Origin of the sequence: Kitasatospora sp. NPDC004799 (assembly GCF_040609095.1) — a bacterium.
Classification (GTDB): domain Bacteria; phylum Actinomycetota; class Actinomycetes; order Streptomycetales; family Streptomycetaceae; genus Kitasatospora.
Genome location: NZ_JBEXJK010000022.1, coordinates 1 through 15,876 on the forward strand (window position 1 = coordinate 1; position 15,876 = coordinate 15,876).

The 15,876-nt window shown below is 74.9% G+C and carries 14 protein-coding genes and 1 pseudogene; 9 read left to right on the forward strand and 6 right to left on the reverse strand.

Annotation, left to right across the window (positions count from 1 at the left end; genetic code table 11):
* Nucleotides 1–311: 311 nt before the first annotated feature.
* The 8 genes from ABZW03_RS05240 to ABZW03_RS05275 all read left to right on the forward strand — a co-directional run bounded on the left by ABZW03_RS05240 (nt 312) and on the right by ABZW03_RS05275 (nt 6,350).
* Nucleotides 312–1,520, forward strand: a complete 1,209-nt coding sequence (locus ABZW03_RS05240; protein ID WP_355252488.1) for a serine hydrolase domain-containing protein — start codon at nt 312–314, stop codon at nt 1,518–1,520.
* Between the two features lie 44 nt (nt 1,521–1,564).
* Nucleotides 1,565–2,494: an aminoglycoside phosphotransferase family protein gene (locus tag ABZW03_RS05245; RefSeq protein WP_355252491.1), complete on the forward strand. Its 930-nt coding sequence runs from the start codon at nt 1,565–1,567 to the stop codon at nt 2,492–2,494.
* Between the two features lie 148 nt (nt 2,495–2,642).
* Nucleotides 2,643–2,999 carry a DUF6204 family protein gene (locus ABZW03_RS05250; protein WP_355252494.1) on the forward strand — a complete coding sequence of 119 codons (357 nt, stop codon included), beginning with the start codon at nt 2,643–2,645 and terminating at the stop codon, nt 2,997–2,999.
* Between the two features lie 128 nt (nt 3,000–3,127).
* The gene (locus ABZW03_RS05255; protein ID WP_355252496.1) at nt 3,128–3,616 is read left to right on the forward strand and encodes a MarR family transcriptional regulator; all 489 of its coding nucleotides are present in this window, start codon (nt 3,128–3,130) and stop codon (nt 3,614–3,616) included.
* A gap of 138 nt (nt 3,617–3,754) precedes the next feature.
* Nucleotides 3,755–4,441, forward strand: coding sequence for a class I SAM-dependent methyltransferase (locus tag ABZW03_RS05260; RefSeq protein ID WP_355252499.1), 687 nt, complete (start codon nt 3,755–3,757; stop codon nt 4,439–4,441).
* Nucleotides 4,438–4,803, forward strand: coding sequence for a sulfurtransferase TusA family protein (locus ABZW03_RS05265; protein ID WP_355252502.1), 366 nt, complete (start codon nt 4,438–4,440; stop codon nt 4,801–4,803). Before ABZW03_RS05260 ends, ABZW03_RS05265 begins: the two co-directional genes overlap by 4 nt.
* A gap of 99 nt (nt 4,804–4,902) precedes the next feature.
* Nucleotides 4,903–5,859, forward strand: a complete 957-nt coding sequence (locus tag ABZW03_RS05270) for a polysaccharide deacetylase family protein (protein WP_355252504.1) — start codon at nt 4,903–4,905, stop codon at nt 5,857–5,859.
* Between the two features lie 41 nt (nt 5,860–5,900).
* Entirely contained in the window at nt 5,901–6,350 is a 450-nt protein-coding gene (locus tag ABZW03_RS05275) for a hypothetical protein (RefSeq protein ID WP_355252507.1), read from the forward strand.
* Nucleotides 6,351–6,401: 51 nt separating this feature from the next.
* Here the strand turns inward: ABZW03_RS05275 and ABZW03_RS05280 are convergent, their stop codons facing one another.
* The 4 genes from ABZW03_RS05280 to def form a co-directional block, all read right to left on the reverse strand.
* A complete protein-coding gene (locus tag ABZW03_RS05280) occupies nt 6,402–7,442 on the reverse strand; it encodes a MerR family transcriptional regulator (protein WP_355252510.1) in 1,041 nt (346 codons plus the stop codon).
* A gap of 674 nt (nt 7,443–8,116) precedes the next feature.
* The gene (locus tag ABZW03_RS05285) at nt 8,117–9,550 is read right to left on the reverse strand and encodes a transcription antitermination factor NusB (RefSeq protein WP_355252512.1); all 1,434 of its coding nucleotides are present in this window, start codon (nt 9,548–9,550) and stop codon (nt 8,117–8,119) included.
* A gap of 102 nt (nt 9,551–9,652) precedes the next feature.
* Nucleotides 9,653–10,591 (reverse strand): methionyl-tRNA formyltransferase, encoded by a 939-nt coding sequence (fmt, locus tag ABZW03_RS05290; RefSeq protein WP_355252515.1) that lies wholly within the window; start codon nt 10,589–10,591, stop codon nt 9,653–9,655.
* A gap of 54 nt (nt 10,592–10,645) precedes the next feature.
* Nucleotides 10,646–11,191: a peptide deformylase gene (gene def / locus ABZW03_RS05295; RefSeq protein WP_355252518.1), complete on the reverse strand. Its 546-nt coding sequence runs from the start codon at nt 11,189–11,191 to the stop codon at nt 10,646–10,648.
* A gap of 253 nt (nt 11,192–11,444) precedes the next feature.
* On the opposite strand from def, the pseudogene ABZW03_RS05300 reads away from it, so the two are divergent.
* Nucleotides 11,445–11,801, forward strand: a pseudogene (locus ABZW03_RS05300) (hypothetical protein); the annotation flags it as partial.
* A gap of 613 nt (nt 11,802–12,414) precedes the next feature.
* Here the strand turns inward: ABZW03_RS05300 and ABZW03_RS05305 are convergent.
* On the reverse strand, nt 12,415–14,499 hold the full coding sequence (locus tag ABZW03_RS05305; RefSeq protein WP_355252521.1) for a primosomal protein N': 2,085 nt from the start codon (nt 14,497–14,499) through the stop codon (nt 12,415–12,417).
* Nucleotides 14,500–14,634: 135 nt separating this feature from the next.
* Complete coding sequence (gene metK, locus ABZW03_RS05310; RefSeq protein WP_355252524.1) at nt 14,635–15,858, reverse strand: methionine adenosyltransferase; 1,224 nt, start codon at nt 15,856–15,858, stop codon at nt 14,635–14,637.
* Nucleotides 15,859–15,876: the final 18 nt, after the last annotated feature.

Below are 15,876 nucleotides of genomic sequence, written 5' to 3' on the forward strand. Positions count from 1 at the left end.
CCACCGGGCTCGCCCTGCGCAACACCGCCGGCCGCTACGGCTCCGGACTGGGCTGAGCTCGAACCCGCCCGGTCGGTGCCTCGGGATTCCTGCCGATCGGCACATGTGCGAACGGGGTCCGGTCGATCAATCTTGGAGTCACCGCGACGGCGGCCACCCGGGCCGCCGCAGAAGGGAGACCCCACCGTGTTCTGCCGCCGAGCCACCCACCTCCGCACCGGCGAGGTGCAACTGAATGATCGTCAGCTTCGTGTTCTCCAGGGTGGCGGTCCTGTCCGCCCCACACCCGCCCCTTCGGCACCGGAGCGCCCATGGCCGTCACCAAACCCGCCGCCCTCGCACTCGGACTCGGCCTCGCCGCCCTGCTCCTCGCAGCCGCGCCGGCCGCACCCGCCTACGGCCGGGCGGCACCCACCGGTCCCGGTCCGGCCGTCCTCGACGCCGCGATCGCCGCCCGGCCGGGAGATCCGGCGGCAGGCACGGTCGCCCGGGTGACGGTCGACGGAGCGGTCTGGCGCGGCAGCGCCGGCGATCCGGTGAGCGGGCGGCCGGTGGCACCGAACGCGGCGTTCCGGATCGGCAGCATCAACAAGACCTTCGTCGCCGCGGTGCTGCTCCAACTCGCCGCCGAACAGCGGATCTCCCTGGACGGCACCGTCCAGCAGTACCTGCCCGGCACCCTGCCCGCGAGCTTCACGCTGCCGATCACCGTCCGCCAACTCCTCGACCACACCAGCGGGCTGCCGCAGGCCGTCGAGGGCCCGGAGGTCGAGGACGGCGACCGCGACGGCCTGATCGCCCACCGGTTCGCGATCGAGACGCTCGACCAGGTCATCCAACGGACGCTGCGGCCCCACCCGGAGAAGGGCCTGCCCGAGGCCGGCCCGGCCTTCGATCCGGGCACCGAGCAGGAGTACAACAACTTCAACTACCGGCTGGCGGGCCGGATCGTCGAGCAGGTGACCGGACACACGATCAGGGAGGAGGTGACGGCCCGCATCCTGAAGCCGCTCGGCCTGCGGCACACCGAGGTGACGGAGGGCAGGCCCTCCATGCCCGATCCCCACCTCGCCGGCTACTTCCCCGACAACGCCGACGTCCCGACGGACGTCTCCGAACAGGGCGGCAACCCGGAGTCGATGGTGTCGACCCCGGCCGACCTGGACCGCTTCCTGCGCGCCCTGCTGGACGGCGAACTCCTGCCACCCCAGCAGCTGCACGACCTGCTCACCCTGCCGCGGGACGCCTCCGGCCGGCTGCTGCCCGTCCGTGGGGCGGGGGAGTGCCGGTTCGGCCCGGACAAGGGGCGGGCCTGCTACAGCGCCGGGCTGATGACCATCCCCCTCGAGGACGGCACGGCACTCTGGGGCAAGACGGGGCACGACCTCGGGTACTCCGACGGCTTCTTCACCACGCCCGACCTGCGCAGGCGACTGGTCTACTCCGTCGGCACCGGCGGCGGCACCCCGGCACCGGCGCTCCGCCTCGCCGTCACCGCCTTCGGCCCCTTCGCCCCCTGAATCGACCGGGCCAACGACCACCCAACCACCCGAAAGGAGCCTGCATGATCATCGTCCCCGACGGGCTCGCCCGTACCACCGTCGACCGCGAGGGAGCCCCCGGCGCCGCCTGGATCGCCGAACTCCCCGGCCTCACCGCCGAACTGCTGGACCGCTGGGGCTGCGTGCCGGACGGCGCGGCCACCCACGGCGGCGTCGGCCTGATCCTCCCGGTCCGGCAGGCGTCGGGGCGCGAGGCCGTGCTGAAGGTCTCCTTCCCCCACCCCGGCAACGTGCACGAGCCGGACGCCTTCACGGTGTGGGCGGGCCGGGGCGCCGTCCGGCTGTACGAACGGGACGACGAGCGCTTCGCGATGCTGCTCGAGCGGGCGAGCCCCACCACGCTGGCGGAGGTCCGGGACGGCGACGAGGTACTGACGGTCGCCGGGCGGCTCAGCCGTCGGCTCGCCGTCCCGGCGGCTCCGGGCCTGCCCCGGCTGAGCGAGCAGGCGGCAGGCTGGGAGGCTGCTCTTCGCACGGACGCCGCGTCCCTGCCCCACCCCCTGCCGGCCCGTACGGTGGAGGCCGCCCTCGCGACCGTCCGCGAACTCGCCCGCGACCAGCCGGAGGTGCTCGTCCACGGCGACCTCCACCCCCGCAACATCCTCCGGGCGGAGCGCGAGCCCTGGCTGGCGGTGGACCCCAAGGGCTACGTGGGGGACCGCGCCTACGACGGCGGCACCTTCCTCAAGGTGCACGCCCTGACCCTGCTCGGCGCGACGGACGTGCACCGCGCCCTCCTCCGCGCGCTCGACGTCTTCGCCGAGGCCGCCGAGCTGGACCGCGAACGCACCCGCCGCTGGCTCCAACTCCACGCTGTCCAGGCCGCGTTCTGGGGCCGACGGCACGGCTTCCGGCGCGCCCGAGGAGGCTCCGAGCTGGACCGACTCACCCGCTACGCGGACGGTCTCGCGGTAGCACTCACCCCCGCCTGAAAGGACTGCCACGACCACCGAAGCCCACCTGACCACACCCCGCGCCCCGTGATCACGCCCCGCGCCCCGCCGGCCTCCCGTACGGTTCCGCACCCTGCGTCCGGAATCGCATTGGCGGTCAGTGGCCCGCGCTGCCTATGGTCGGGGGATGACCATTCGAACCTTCCGCATCATGGTGCGCGGTGTCTTCGACGGCCTGACCGACGAACAGCGCGCCGACCTGCTCGCCGCCGCACCCGAGCACGACGTGCTGCACGCCGCCTTCAACCGCGAGGGCCACCTCAGCTACGACCTCTCCGCGCGGGCCGCCTTCACCTTCCGCTTCCTCGACGAGGGCGAGGCCGAGGAGGACATCCTGGAGGCCACCGAGCGGGCCGAGCAGTCGGCGCAGAACTGGCTCGCCGAACGCGGCTACGGCTACAAGAACCTCCGCTCCCAGGCCGAGGACCTCTCGCAGGCACCGCTCGGCAAGCGTCAGCGCCGCGCCGCCGGCACCGGGTACTGACCCTCCCCCTCCCCCTCTGCCACCTCCTTGACGGCTCTCCCTAGGGATATACTTGAGCAGTCAAGGAGGTGGCAATGACAGAGCAGCCAGGAACCCGGTCAGCAGCACGGCCGGAACAGGAGCCGCAGGTGGAACGAGCCGCGACCGCACCGGCCCCCGCCGGCCCCGGCCCCGACCCGCTGGACACCGCCCTGCGGCTGGTCCGCGCCCAGACCGCCGTGGTCAAGCGCTTCGACGCGAGCCTCAGCGGCCTGCACGGAGTCAGCCTGGCCGACTTCACCGTGCTGCTCCACCTCTCCCAGGCCCCCGGAGCCCGGATGCGCCGGGTCGACCTCGCCGAAGCCCTCGGGCTGACGGCCTCCGGCGTGACCCGTGGCCTCGCGCCGCTGGAGCGGATCGGCCTGGTCGCCCGCGAGTCCGCCGCCCGCGACGCCCGGGTCGCCTACGCCGCCCTCACCCCGACCGGCCGCGAGCGGCTCGCCGAGATGCTGCACACCGCCCGCCAGGTCGCCGCCGACCATTTCGCGGCCGAGCAGTGGAGCGTCGAGGACCTCGGCCTGCTGTCCGCCCTCCTCACCCGCCTCGGCGGCACCGCCCCCGGCCAGCGCCTCAGCTGAGCCGCCCCTCCCCGCACCCGCCCTGCCGCATCCCCGCACGCACACCCCCGCCCCACCCGCCGCCCGGCCCCACCTCCTAGGCTGGCCCCGAACGACCGCACCACCCGCACCACCCGCACCCCCGCGAAGGGCAGCACCATGACCGACACCCCCGGCACCGGGCCCGGCTCACGGCACACCCTCGCCGACACCCAACGCACGCACTGGCAGCAGACCTACACCGCCAACCCCGGGATGTACGGCGAGCGGCCCTCCGCCCCCGCCGAGTACGCCGCCGAGGCGTTCACCGCCGCCGGGGCCCGGGAGGTGCTGGAACTCGGTGCCGGTCACGGCCGGGACGCCCTGCACTTCGCCCGTACGGGCTTCCGCGTGCTGGCCGCCGACTTCAGCCCGACGGGCCTGGACCAGTTGCGCGCCGCCGCCGCGGAGCAGGGCCTCGCCGACCGGCTCTCCGTCCTCACCCACGACGTCCGCGAGCCGCTGCCCCTCCCCGACGCCTCCGTCGACGCGGTCTTCGCCCACATGCTGCTCTGCATGGCGCTCTCCACCGAGGAGATCGAGGCACTCGTCGCCGAGGTCCGCCGGGTCCTGCGCCCGGGCGGCACCTTCGTCTACACCGTCCGCCACACCGGCGACGCCCACTACGGCGCCGGCACCGGCCACGGGGACGACATCTGGGAGCACGGCGGCTTCGCCGTCCACTTCTTCCCCCGCGAGCTGGTGGACGAGCTCGCCGACGGCTGGCACCTGACCGAGGTCCACCCCTTCGAGGAGGGCGAACTGCCCCGCCGCCTCTGGCGCATCACCCAGGAGACGCCCCGATGACCGCCCCCGACACCGCCACCCCCGAGGTCCCCGCCCCCGAGGCCGCCGAGCCCGGCGCCGCCACCCCCGCCCAGTCCCCCGACCTCACCATCGACGGCACCGGCCTGCTCTGCGTCCAGCTCCTGCTGAAGCTGCGCGCCCGGATCGCACACCTCCCGGCCGGCGCGGTGGTCCACATCCACACCACCGACCCCGCAGCCCCGCTCGACCTCCCCGCCTGGTGCCACCTGACCGGCCACGAGTACCTCGGCCAGGTCCCGTACGAGGCGACCGACCGCGAGGTGTACGCGCTGCGCCTCACCTCCGCCCCGGTCCGGACCCGCCCCGACCGCCCCTGGCACCCCGCCCCCGACGCCGACTGACCGGCCCGCCCGTCACCTCCTGCCCGCCCACGCCCCGCCCGAGCGCGCGCCCCGGAAAACCCCGCGCGCCCACCCCCGCCGCCGGGCCAGACTGCACCCGTGCCCGCAGCCGACGCCACCCCCGCACCCCGACCCCAGCCCCCATCCGCAAACGCCGCCACCGCCAACCACCTCCTCGGCCACCCGCCCGACGCCCGCCTCCTGCTGCTCAACTGCGACGACCTCGGCCTGACCGAGTCCGCCAACCTCGCCGTGATCGACGCCGTCCGGAACGGCATCGCCGCCTCCTGCAGCCTGATGACGCCCTGCGCCGCCGCACCGCACGCGCTCCGCCTGCTGCACCGGCACCCGGAGGTCCCCTTCGGTGTCCACCTCACCCTGGTCTGCGAGTCTGCGGCGCGCCGCTGGGGCCCGCTCGCCGCCCGCGACCGGGTGCCCTCCCTCCTCGACGCCGCCGGCGAGCTCTTCGCCCCCACCCCCGCCGGACGCGCCGAACTGCTCGCCCGGGCCCGACTCGACGAGGTCGAGCGCGAGTTCCGCGCCCAGATCGACGCGGTGGCGGCGGCCGGCCTCGCCCCGACCCACCTCGACTTCCACTGCCTGGCCGACGGCGGCCGCGAGGACATCCTCGACCTCACCCTCGCCCTCGGCGCCGAGTACGGCCTGGCGGTGCGGGTCTGGCTGCCGACCGCACTGGCCCGGATGCGCGGGCGCGGCCTGCCGGTGGTGGACCACGGCTTCCTCGACAGCTTCACCGTCCCCCTGGCGGACAAGCCCGCCCACTACGCCCGTCTGCTCGCCGCGCTCCCGCCGGGCCTCACCGAGTGGGCCCTGCACCCCGGCCTGGCCGGCCCGAACCCCCGCGACCCGGACGACGGTTGGCGCGTCCGGCGCACCGACCACGCGTTCCTCGTCTCCCCCGAGGCCCGCCGGCTGCTCACCGAGCAGGGCATCACCGTCGTCGGCTACCGCGCGCTCCAGGAAGCGTGGCAGCGCGCCCGAGGACGGCTCACGCCTGACGACCCAGCCCCCGACCCGCCCGATGTGCCACGATGAGGAGGTACGAACGACCCAGCGCCACAGGGAGGTTGATCCCCGTGAAGCCGATCATCAGCTGCCGCTGGCAGGACCGGAACGGCGAGTGGGCCCTGACTGTCGGCCACAACGGCGACGACTGGGAGCTGCTCGCCTCGGCGCCCTACTGGTCGGAGTCGATCCCCTTCGCGAACCCCGACGAGGTCCGCCGGCTCGCCCAGGCCCTGCTGGACCTGCCGGCCGAACCCGAACCGTACGAGTTCGAATGGCAGCTCACCCGCACCCGACCGGCCGCCGCCGAGAGCGAGCCGCAGCCCCACTTCGCGACCTTCGCCGTCGGCCTCGACCCCACCGACGACCACCGCCCGTACCTCGCTTACCAGTCCTACTACGACCTGGGCCGGGCGACCGGAATCGGCCTGGAGGTGATCTGCGAGGACCCGCCGGTCGACCACCTCCGCGCCCAGGCCCACGCCTTCCTCACCACCTTCCCCGGGTCCGCCCGCCGGTAGCCGCACAGTCCGCCCCACCCACGGCCCCCACACCCGGCCCCCACGCCGGGCTCACGCCACGGCACGCACCGCCCAGTCCAGCTCGGCCTGCCAACTCTCCGGCGCGACCCAGTCGTTGACCACCGCCAGCAGCTCCAGGTACCGCTGCCGCCGCGGGTCGGCCATCGCCGTCAGCCGCTCCGCCAACCGGTCCCGCACCGCCCCGGCATCCCCCGGCACCGCCCCCGCGCACCACGGCCCGTACCGCTCCACCAGCGCCGCGACGACGGCCGCCCCCTCCGCCGACCCCGGCTCCACCCCGGCCGCGACCGCCGGTCCGGCCAACTCCCGTACCGCCACCGCCAGTCCGGGCCTCGGCACACCCGCACCGCCCCGCACCACCACGGCCGGCCCCGGACCAGACCCCGGACCAGACTCCGCCGACGTCACCGCGTCCGCCTCCGCGACCTCCGCCTCCGCGACCTCCGCCTCCGCGAGCCCGCGCAGCAGCTCCCGGAACCCGGCGTCCCCCGCCAACCGCGCCAACTCCACCCAGGCCTCGACCTGTTCGACCGAAGGATCCTCCGGAAGCTCCGGCGTCAACGAGCGCGCCGCGGCGGCGAACCGCCCGCCACTCCCGGTCCCACTCCCGATCCCGCTTCCGATCCTGCTTCCGATCCCGCCGAACACCCCTGCCAGGAACTCCCCGATCAGGCGCCCCCGTTCGTCCTCCGTGAGCCGGGCCAAACGATGCACGAGCGTCAACTCCTCTGCTGTCGACCCGAGTCCGGCCACCACCCCGAGCACCGCCCGCCGCAGCCGCAGCACCCGGATCTGGACGTCGATCACCTCCGCCTGCGCGGCGGCGACCTCGGCCGGCGTCAGTTCACGCTCCACCACCCGCCGGATCTCGGGCAGTCCGAGCCCGAGCTCCCGCAGGGTGCGGACCAGTTCCAGGCGCGCGACGGCGTCGGTGCCGTACCGCCGATGGCCGGCCGGGTTGCGGTCGGCCGGCGACACGATCCCCTGGTCCGAGTAGAAGCGGACGGTCTTGACCGTCAGCCCCGTCCGCCGGGCCAGCTCACCGATGGTGTACGTCGTGTCGCCGTTCATGTCCACCACCCTGCTACCTCCCCCTACGGGAGATGCAAGCCCCCGCCCCCGGCCGCGATCGCGCCTCACCCCCGGGGCCCGCGCCGACGGCCCTCCTCCCGCCCGAACCGCCGCGAAGGCCCCGATAGCCGTGAAGTCCCCGAAGGCCGTGAAGTCCCCGAAGGCCGAGGCGCCCGCCAGGCGGCGAACAGGACACCCGCCGCTCCGATGACCGCCTGAAGCGCCCCCGGCCCGGCCAGCAGAAAGATCAGGGCACACACCGCCAGGATCGCCAACAGGGCGACCAGATCGAGCCGGCGGCCGTCCGCCCCCGCCCGACGGCCGTCCGGCACGGCCCCCCACGAACCGGCGGGTCCGTCCTGCGCACGTCGAATCTCCGATGACACCGCACGCCTCCCAGGGTCCAGGAGGGCAGCCGCCGGGATCACAGCCCGCACAAACGCAACAGCCGCATCGCGCCGCATGTCTTGTGGGGTCGCTTCCCCGGCTCCGCCGCTCGACGCGACGAAAGCCTGCCCCCCAAAGTCATGCAGCCGAGCGGCTACACGAGGACCATGGAAGCCGACACCCGAAACGGTGTCAACCCCACCCCCGCACACGGCAGTTCCGGTGCCGCCTCCCCCACCGGGAAGGCGGCACCGGAACAACACCGGAACACCATCAGACCGACGACCTCAGGCCGTCCGCCGCAGCAGCGCCAGGTACATCGCGTCCGTCCCGTGCAGGTGCGGCCACAGCTGCACGTCCGGCCCGTCGCCGAGCGCCGGGACGCCGGGCAGCAGCGGACGCGCGTCGATCCACTCGACCCGGCCGCCCTCGCCCCGCAGCACGTCGTCCACGACCGCCCGGGTCTCCGCGAGGTGCGGCGAGCAGGTCGCGTAGCCGACCACGCCGCCGACCCGGGTCGCCTCGATCGCCGAGCGCAGCAGGTCCCGCTGGAGCGGCCCGAAGGCCGCCACGTCGGCCGGCCGGCGCCGCCAGCGCGCCTCCGGGCGGCGGCGCAGCGCGCCGAGGCCCGAGCACGGCACGTCGACCAGCACCCGGTCGAAGCCGCCGGACCGCCAGGCCGGGCGCGTCCCGTCCGCCGCGATCACGGTGTACGGGCCGGGGTTGCCCGCCAGCGCCCGCGCCACCAGCCGGGCGCGGTGCGGCTGCTTCTCGCTCGCGACCAGCGCCGCCCCCCGCTCGGCGGCCAGCGCGCCCAGCAGCGCGGCCTTGCCGCCGGGGCCGGCGCAGCCGTCCAGCCAGAGCCGGTCCGGCCCGTCCAGCGGGGCCGAGGCCAGCGCCAGCGCGACCAGCTGGCTGCCCTCGTCCTGCACGCCCGCCCGGTTCTCCTGCACCGCCGCGACCGAGCCCGGGTCGCCGCCCTCGGCGAGCCGCAGCGCGAACGGGGACCAGCGGCCCGGCTCGGCCTCCGGCAGCGCGTCGGCCAGCTCGCCGACGGTGGCGCGGCCGGGGCGGGCGACCAGGGTCACCTCGGGCCGCTCGTTGTCGGCCCGCAGCAGCTCCTCCATCGCGGTGCGCCCGGAGGCGTCCGGCTGCCAGCGGCCGAGCGAGTCCCAGAGCGCGGAGACCACCCAGCGCGGGTGCGAGTGCACGACCGCCAGGTGGTCCTCGGCGTCCTTGTCGTACGGCGGGGCGACCTGCTCGATCCAGGCGTCCAGGTCGTGGGCGCTGATCCGGCGCAGCACCGCGTTGACGAACTTGGCCTTGCCGTCGCCGAGCACCACCCGGGCCAGCTCGACGGTCGCCGAGACGGCCGCGTGGCTGGGGATGCGGGTGGTGAGCAGCTGGTGCGCGCCGAGCGAGAGCACGTCCAGCACCGGCGGGTCGACCTTGCTGAGCGGCCGGTCGATGCAGGCGGCGATGATCGCGTCGTAGGTGCCCTGCAGGCGCAGGGTGCCGTAGACCAGCTCGGTGGCGAGGGCCGCGTCGCGCCGGTCCATGCCCTTCTGCTCGGCCTCGCGGAGCAGCGAGGGCAGGATCAGGTTGGCGTACGCGTCGCGCTCGTCGACGGCGCGCAGCGCGCGGAACGCGACGATCCGGGCCGGGTCCTTCTTCGGGCGGCGGTGCGGGCGGGGGGCGCGCTGGGCGCTGGGGGTGGTCACAGGTGCCTCAAGGTGCTGCGGTGGTTATCGACAACATCGGACGAACACTGGCAAATCGAAAACGAACGGATCTCAAACGAACAGTAGCGCCAAACCGGAGCGTCAGCCCCCGAAGCGCTCCCCCGCCTCCAGCCGCGCGCCCCGGGCCCAGTCGGCGGCCCGCATCTCCTTCTTCCCCTGCGGCCGTACCTCCCCCAGCTCGACGTCGTGGCTGCCGGTGCCGACCCGGACGCTGTTCTTGCCCACCATCGCGACCTCGCCCGGCGCCAGCTCCGTGGAGTCCGGCAGCAGCTTGACCGGCCCGGTCACCTTCAGCCGCTCGCCCCGGAACTCCGTCCAGGCCCCCGGCGCCGGCGCGCAGCCGCGCACCACCCGGTCGATCCGCAGCGCGGGGTGGTTCCAGTCGATCCGGGCGTCCTCGACGGTGATCTTCGGCGCCAGCGTGACGCCCTCGGCCGGCTGCGGCACGGCGTGCAGCGAGCCGTCCTCGATGCCGTCCATGGTGGCCGCGAGCAGCCGCGCGCCGGAGATCGAGAGCCGGGTGAGCAGCTCGCCGCTGGTGTCGGTCGGGCGGATCTCCTCGGTGATCACGCCGTAGACCGGGCCGGAGTCCAGGCCCCGCTCGATCAGGAAGGTGGACGCGCCGGTGACCTCGTCGCCGGCCAGCACCGCGTGCTGGACCGGGGCCGCGCCGCGCCAGGCGGGCAGCAGCGAGAAGTGCAGGTTGACCCAGCCGTGCTTGGGGATCTCCAGGGTGCCGGGGCGCAGCAGGGCGCCGTAGGCGACCACCGGGCAGCAGTCGGGGGCGAGTTCGGTGAGCCGGGCGACGAAGTCCGGGTCGCTGGGCTTCGCCGGCTTGAGGACCTCGATCCCGGCCTCCTCGGCGCGCTGGGCGACGGGGCTGGCCACCAGCTTGCGCCCGCGCCCGGCCGGGGCGTCGGGGCGGGTGACCACCGCGACGACCTCGTGCCGGTCCGAGGCCAGCAGGGCGTCCAGGGCGGGAACGGCGACCTCGGGGGTGCCGGCGAAGACGAGACGCATCAAGTGCCTTTCTGCAAACGGAAGTTCAGGAGACCAGCGAGAAGAAAACCGAGGTCAGCGGGCGGAGCCGAAGGTGCTGTGCGGCGAGACCTTGACCACCGGAGCGGGCCCGCCGCCCCAGTCCGCCTCCCGGATCGCCTTCAGCGCGGCCTTGCGCTGCTCGCGGTCGAGCCGGTCGATGAAGACGATGCCGTCCAGGTGGTCGGTCTCGTGCTGGATGCACCGGGCGAGCAGCTGGGTGCCCTCCACCGTCACCGGATCGCCGTACATGTTGAAGCCCCTGGCCACCACGCCGTACGCGCGCCTGGTGTCGTAGCGCAGGCCGGGCAGCGACAGGCAGCCCTCGGGGCCGTCCTGCTCCTCCTCGCTCAGCGACAGGTCCGGGTTGATCAGGTGCCCGGTGACGCCGTCCACGTGGTACGTGAACACCCGCAGGGACACGCCGAGTTGGGGCGCGGCGAGGCCGGCGCCGGGGGCGTCCAGCATGGTGTCGGTGAGGTCGCCGACCAGCTTGCGCAGTTCCTTGTCGAAGGTGGTCACCGGCTGGGCGGTGGACCGCAGGACGGGGTCTCCGAAGAGACGGATCGGCTGGATCGCCACGGGGTACGGGCTCCTGTCCGTAGGGGCGCGGGCTGCGGTCGGCCGCTGGTTCACCCGCCAGTCTATGCAACCCGCGCGGCCGCCCGCCGGGGGCTTCCCCGGGGCCCGATCGGCGGCCGGTCCGGGCCGACTGTGCCGAGCCGCGTTACCCCGGCCCCCGATTCGGCGTTGGTCAAGAGAGATTGACCGGGGCCGGGCACACGGGACACCGAGTCCGGCCGAGCCGAACCGTACGGAAGGTGGCACGTAGGCCATGGCCGAGCAGATCAACCACGACGCCCGGGCGCGGGCGAGCCTGCACCTGCTGGTGCGGGACATCGAGCGGGTGAGGCGGCAGGTCGACGCGCTGCGGACGCTCACCGCTCAACTGGGCAACGTCTACCGTCCGCGCCGACCGAGCACCTCGGCCGGCTTCGTGGTGTACGGGCGGGCGCCGGCGCCGACCGTGCGCCTGGCGCAGGAGCTGCGGGAGAGCGTCGAGACCCTGGTCGCGGCGGCGGTCGAGTTCGACCGGGCGCTGGGCTTCTCCTGGGACTCGGTGGGCTCCGCCCTCGGGGTCACCAAGCAGGCGGTGCACCGGCGCTACGGCATGCGCCGTCCGACCAGCGAACTCCTCGCCGCGAGCGGTGCCGTCCCGGGCCAGAGCCGCCCGGACCGCTCCGAGGAGCTGCCGGCCGGCGCCGAGCGCACCGGGCTGGCCACGACCGTCCCGGCGGCCCGCCAGGGCGGCCTGGACCGCAGCAGCCTGGACCGCGCCCCGCTGGAGCGCGCCACGATGGACCGTCCCGCACTGGACCGCGCCCCGCTCGAGCGCACCACGATGGACCGTTCCGCGATCGACCGCACCCCGCTGGACCGTGCAACGCTGGACCGCACGACGCTGGACCGCACGACGTTGGACCGGTCGCCGCTGGACCGCACGGCGATCGACCACAGCCCGCTGGACCGCACCACGACCGACCGCGGCACCCCCGTCGACCGCTCCCAGGCGGACCGACCCGGCATCCCGCTGCGCGGCTGACCGAGCCGCCGCAGCCGGGCCGTCCGGGGCGGGGTGGCCCACTCACCCCGCCCCACCGGCCCCCCGGCCCCGAAGCCCGGCACACCCACACCCCTGCCCCGACCCGCAGCCCACCAGCCCCGAACCCGAACCGATCCCGCCCCGAGCCCGCGCCGAACCCCCACCGAACCCGCCCGAAGCCCCAGAGCCCCCGCACGCCCCCTCAGCCGATGTCCGTCGGATCCACCCGCACCCGCACCGGCTCCGCCGTCCGCAGCGCGATCCGCGCGATCTGCGCCGCCTTGAGCGCCCCCGCCAGCGCGGCCCCCTGCCCCGGCGGCACCCGCAGCAGCGCACGCTCCTGCTCCTCCCCCCGCAGCGCCGGCACCGGCACCGGCCCGAGCACGTCCGCCCCCTCCGGCAGCCGGATCAGGTTCAGCAGGTCCGCCACCGCCGCGGGGCTCCCGCTCACCGAGGCCATCCGGGACACCGGCGGGAAGTGCAGCTGCGCCCGTTCGTCCCGTTCCAGCCCGGCGTGCCCCAGCGGGTCCCAGCGCACCAGCGCCTGCACCGGACGGGCCGAGCGCTCGGCGACCACGACCACCGTCCCGCCCTCCGTCGAGGGCCGCACCAGCGCGGCCGCCGCGAGCCAGAGCCGCAGCGTCTCCTCCCCCGCCCGCAGGTCCGGCCGGCTGAGCAGCGCCCAGCCGTCCAGCAGCAGCGCGGCCCCGTACCCGCCGCCGCCCTCCACCACCGGCTCCGCGCCGGGCGTGGAGATCACCAGCGAGGGCTCGTCCGGCACCGTGGTCAGCACCGCCTCCCGGCCCGAGGTCCGCACCGGGATGCGCGGGAACGCCTTGCCCAGTTCCTCCGCCGTCCGCCGGGCGCCGACCACCTGGGCCCGCAGCCGGAAGGACCCGCACTCGGGGCAGTGCCAGTCGTTCTCCGGCTCCCCGCACCAGCCGCAGCACAGCGCGGCGTCCGCCGAGGGCGCCTCCAGCGGCCCCTCGCAGCGCCGGCAGCGGGCGGGGGTGCGGCAGCGCCCGCAGGCCAGCCGGGGCACGTAGCCGCGTCGGGGCACCTGGATGAGCACCGGGTGCCCGGCGGCCAGCGACTCCCGGGCGGCCTCCCAGGCCACCGAGGGGAGCCGGGCGGCCTGGGCGGCGGCGTCCCGGTGCTGGTCCTGGTCGGTGACGGTGCGCACCCGGGGCGCGACCTGCCGCACCGTCTCTCGGTCCGCGACCAGCGGGCGCGCCCAGCCGGTGCTGACCAGCTGCGCGCCCTCCACCGTCACCGCGTGCCCGCCGAGCAGCACCGCCGCGCCCTCCTCGGCGGCGCGCAGCAGCGCCACCTCGCGCACGTGCGGGTGGGGGGCGCGCGGGTCGCTGTGGCTGCCGTCCCCGTCCGACCAGACGACGACCAGCCCGAGGTCCCGGACCGGCGCGAACATGGTGGCCCTGGTCCCGATCACGGCGTGCACCGAGCCCCGGCTCACCGCGAGCCAGCGCTTGTAGCGCTCGCGCGGGCCGAGGTCGGCCTCCAGCGCCACGTGCATCCCGGGGCCGAGCAGCTCGGTCAGCGCCTGGTCGACCCGGGCCACCGAGCGCCCCTCCGGGAGCACGACCAGCGCCCCGCGCCCGCCCGCCAGCGTCGCGGCGACCGCCCGGGCGATCTCGTACGGCCAGCCGGGCCCGGGCAGCGCCGACCAGACCGCGCGCGGCGCGCCGCCCCCGGCGAGCGAGGCGAGGAAGTCGGGTCCGGCCGGGTAGCGCTGCCAGCCGCCGGGGGCCGGGGCGGCCGGGCGCGGCAGCGGCGGCGGCGAGGGTTCGGCCTCGGCCTTGGCGTGCCGGGGCGGGACGGCCAGCTGCAGCACGTCGGCCAGCGTGCCGGCGTACCGGTCGGCGACGGTCCGGCACAGCCGCAGCAGCTGCGGGGTGAGCACCGGCTCGGGCGAGAGCACCTGGGCCAGCGGGGCGAGCGGACCGGCGAAGTCGCTCTTCTCCAGCCGGGCGACGATGAACCCGTCGTGCAGTTCCCCGCCCTCGCGCTGGCCCTTCACCACCCGCGCCCCGAACCGCACCCGGACCCGGACACCGGGCTGGGCCTCCTCGGCCATGGCGGCCGGCACCTCGTAGTCGAAGAACTTGTCGATGGTGAGCACGCCCTTGTCCACCACGACCCGGGCCACCGGCAGGTGCTCGGCCCGCTTGGCCCCGCGCCAGCTGCGCGGCTTGGCCCGCTTGACCGTCTCCCGGATGAACGCCAGCTGCTCCGGCTCGCCGGCCCCGTTCTCCCCTGTGCTGCTCATCGCCACCAAGTACTACCAGGTCACACCGACAATCCACGAAGCGGCGCCATCGCACGAAGCGGCGGCACCAACGCACGAAGCGGCGCCCACCCCCGTACGGGGCGGGCGCCGCTCGGCGAAGCGACGAGCCGCGGGTCAGTCCTGGACGGCGGCCTTCAGCTGCTCCACCCGGTCGGTCCGCTCCCAGGTGAAGTCCGGCAGCTCACGGCCGAAGTGGCCGTACGCGGCGGTCTGGGAGTAGATCGGGCGCAGCAGGTCCAGGTCGCGGATGATCGCGGCCGGGCGCAGGTCGAAGACCTCGGAGACGGCCTTCTGGATGCTGAGGACCGGCACGGTCTCGGTGCCGAAGGTCTCCACGAACAGGCCGACCGGCTCGGCCTTGCCGATCGCGTACGCGACCTGCACCTCGGCGCGGCGGGCGAGGCCGGCGGCGACGATGTTCTTCGCCACCCAGCGCATCGCGTACGCGGCCGAGCGGTCCACCTTGGACGGGTCCTTGCCGGAGAAGGCGCCGCCGCCGTGGCGGGCCATGCCGCCGTAGGTGTCGATGATGATCTTGCGGCCGGTGAGGCCGGCGTCGCCCATCGGGCCGCCGATCTCGAAGCGGCCGGTCGGGTTGACCAGCAGGCGGTAGCCCTCGGTGGTCAGCTTGATGCCCTGCTCGGCCAGCGCCTTCAGCTCCGGCTCGACCACGAACTCGCGGATGTCCGGGGTGAGCAGCGACTCCAGGTCGATGTCGCTGGCGTGCTGGGTGGAGACGACCACGGTGTCCAGGCGGACGGCCTTGTCGCCGTCGTACTCGATGGTGACCTGGGTCTTGCCGTCGGGGCGCAGGTACGGGATGGTCCCGTTCTTGCGCACCTCGGTCAGGCGGCGGGAGAGGCGGTGCGCCAGGGTGATCGGCAGCGGCATGAGCTCGGGCGTCTCGTCGGACGCGTAGCCGAACATCAGGCCCTGGTCGCCGGCGCCCTGCTTGTCCAGATCATCAGTGTCGTCCCCCTGGGAGGCACCCTCGACCCGGGCCTCGTACGCGGTGTCGACGCCCTGCGCGATGTCGGGCGACTGGGCCCCGATGGACACCGACACGCCGCAGGAGGCGCCGTCGAAGCCCTTCTTGGAGCTGTCGTAGCCGATCTCCAGGATCTTGTCCCGGACGAGCTGGGCGATCGGCGCGTACGCCTTGGTGGTCACCTCGCCGGCCACGTGCACCTGGCCGGTGGTGATGAGCGTCTCCACGGCGACCCGGGACGTCGGGTCCTCCCGCAGGAGAGCGTCAAGGATGGTGTCGCTGATCTGGTCAGCGATCTTGTCGGGGTGTCCCTCGGTGACGGACTCCGAGGTGAACAGGCGGCGAGACACAGCGCTCCCTGGGGTTGC

What these genes read in the sequence shown, in the direction of transcription:
- ABZW03_RS05240 (WP_355252488.1), top strand. Translation starts at nt 312, where the DNA reads ATGGCCGTCACCAAACCCGCCGCCCTCGCACTCGGACTCGGCCTCGCC.
- ABZW03_RS05250 (WP_355252494.1), top strand. Translation starts at nt 2,643, where the DNA reads ATGACCATTCGAACCTTCCGCATCATGGTGCGCGGTGTCTTCGACGGC.
- ABZW03_RS05265 (WP_355252502.1), top strand. Translation starts at nt 4,438, where the DNA reads ATGACCGCCCCCGACACCGCCACCCCCGAGGTCCCCGCCCCCGAGGCC.
- ABZW03_RS05245 (WP_355252491.1), top strand. Translation starts at nt 1,565, where the DNA reads ATGATCATCGTCCCCGACGGGCTCGCCCGTACCACCGTCGACCGCGAG.
- ABZW03_RS05280 (WP_355252510.1), bottom strand. Translation starts at nt 7,442, where the DNA reads ATGAACGGCGACACGACGTACACCATCGGTGAGCTGGCCCGGCGGACG.
- fmt (WP_355252515.1), bottom strand. Translation starts at nt 10,591, where the DNA reads ATGCGTCTCGTCTTCGCCGGCACCCCCGAGGTCGCCGTTCCCGCCCTG.
- ABZW03_RS05305 (WP_355252521.1), bottom strand. Translation starts at nt 14,499, where the DNA reads ATGAGCAGCACAGGGGAGAACGGGGCCGGCGAGCCGGAGCAGCTGGCG.
- ABZW03_RS05260 (WP_355252499.1), top strand. Translation starts at nt 3,755, where the DNA reads ATGACCGACACCCCCGGCACCGGGCCCGGCTCACGGCACACCCTCGCC.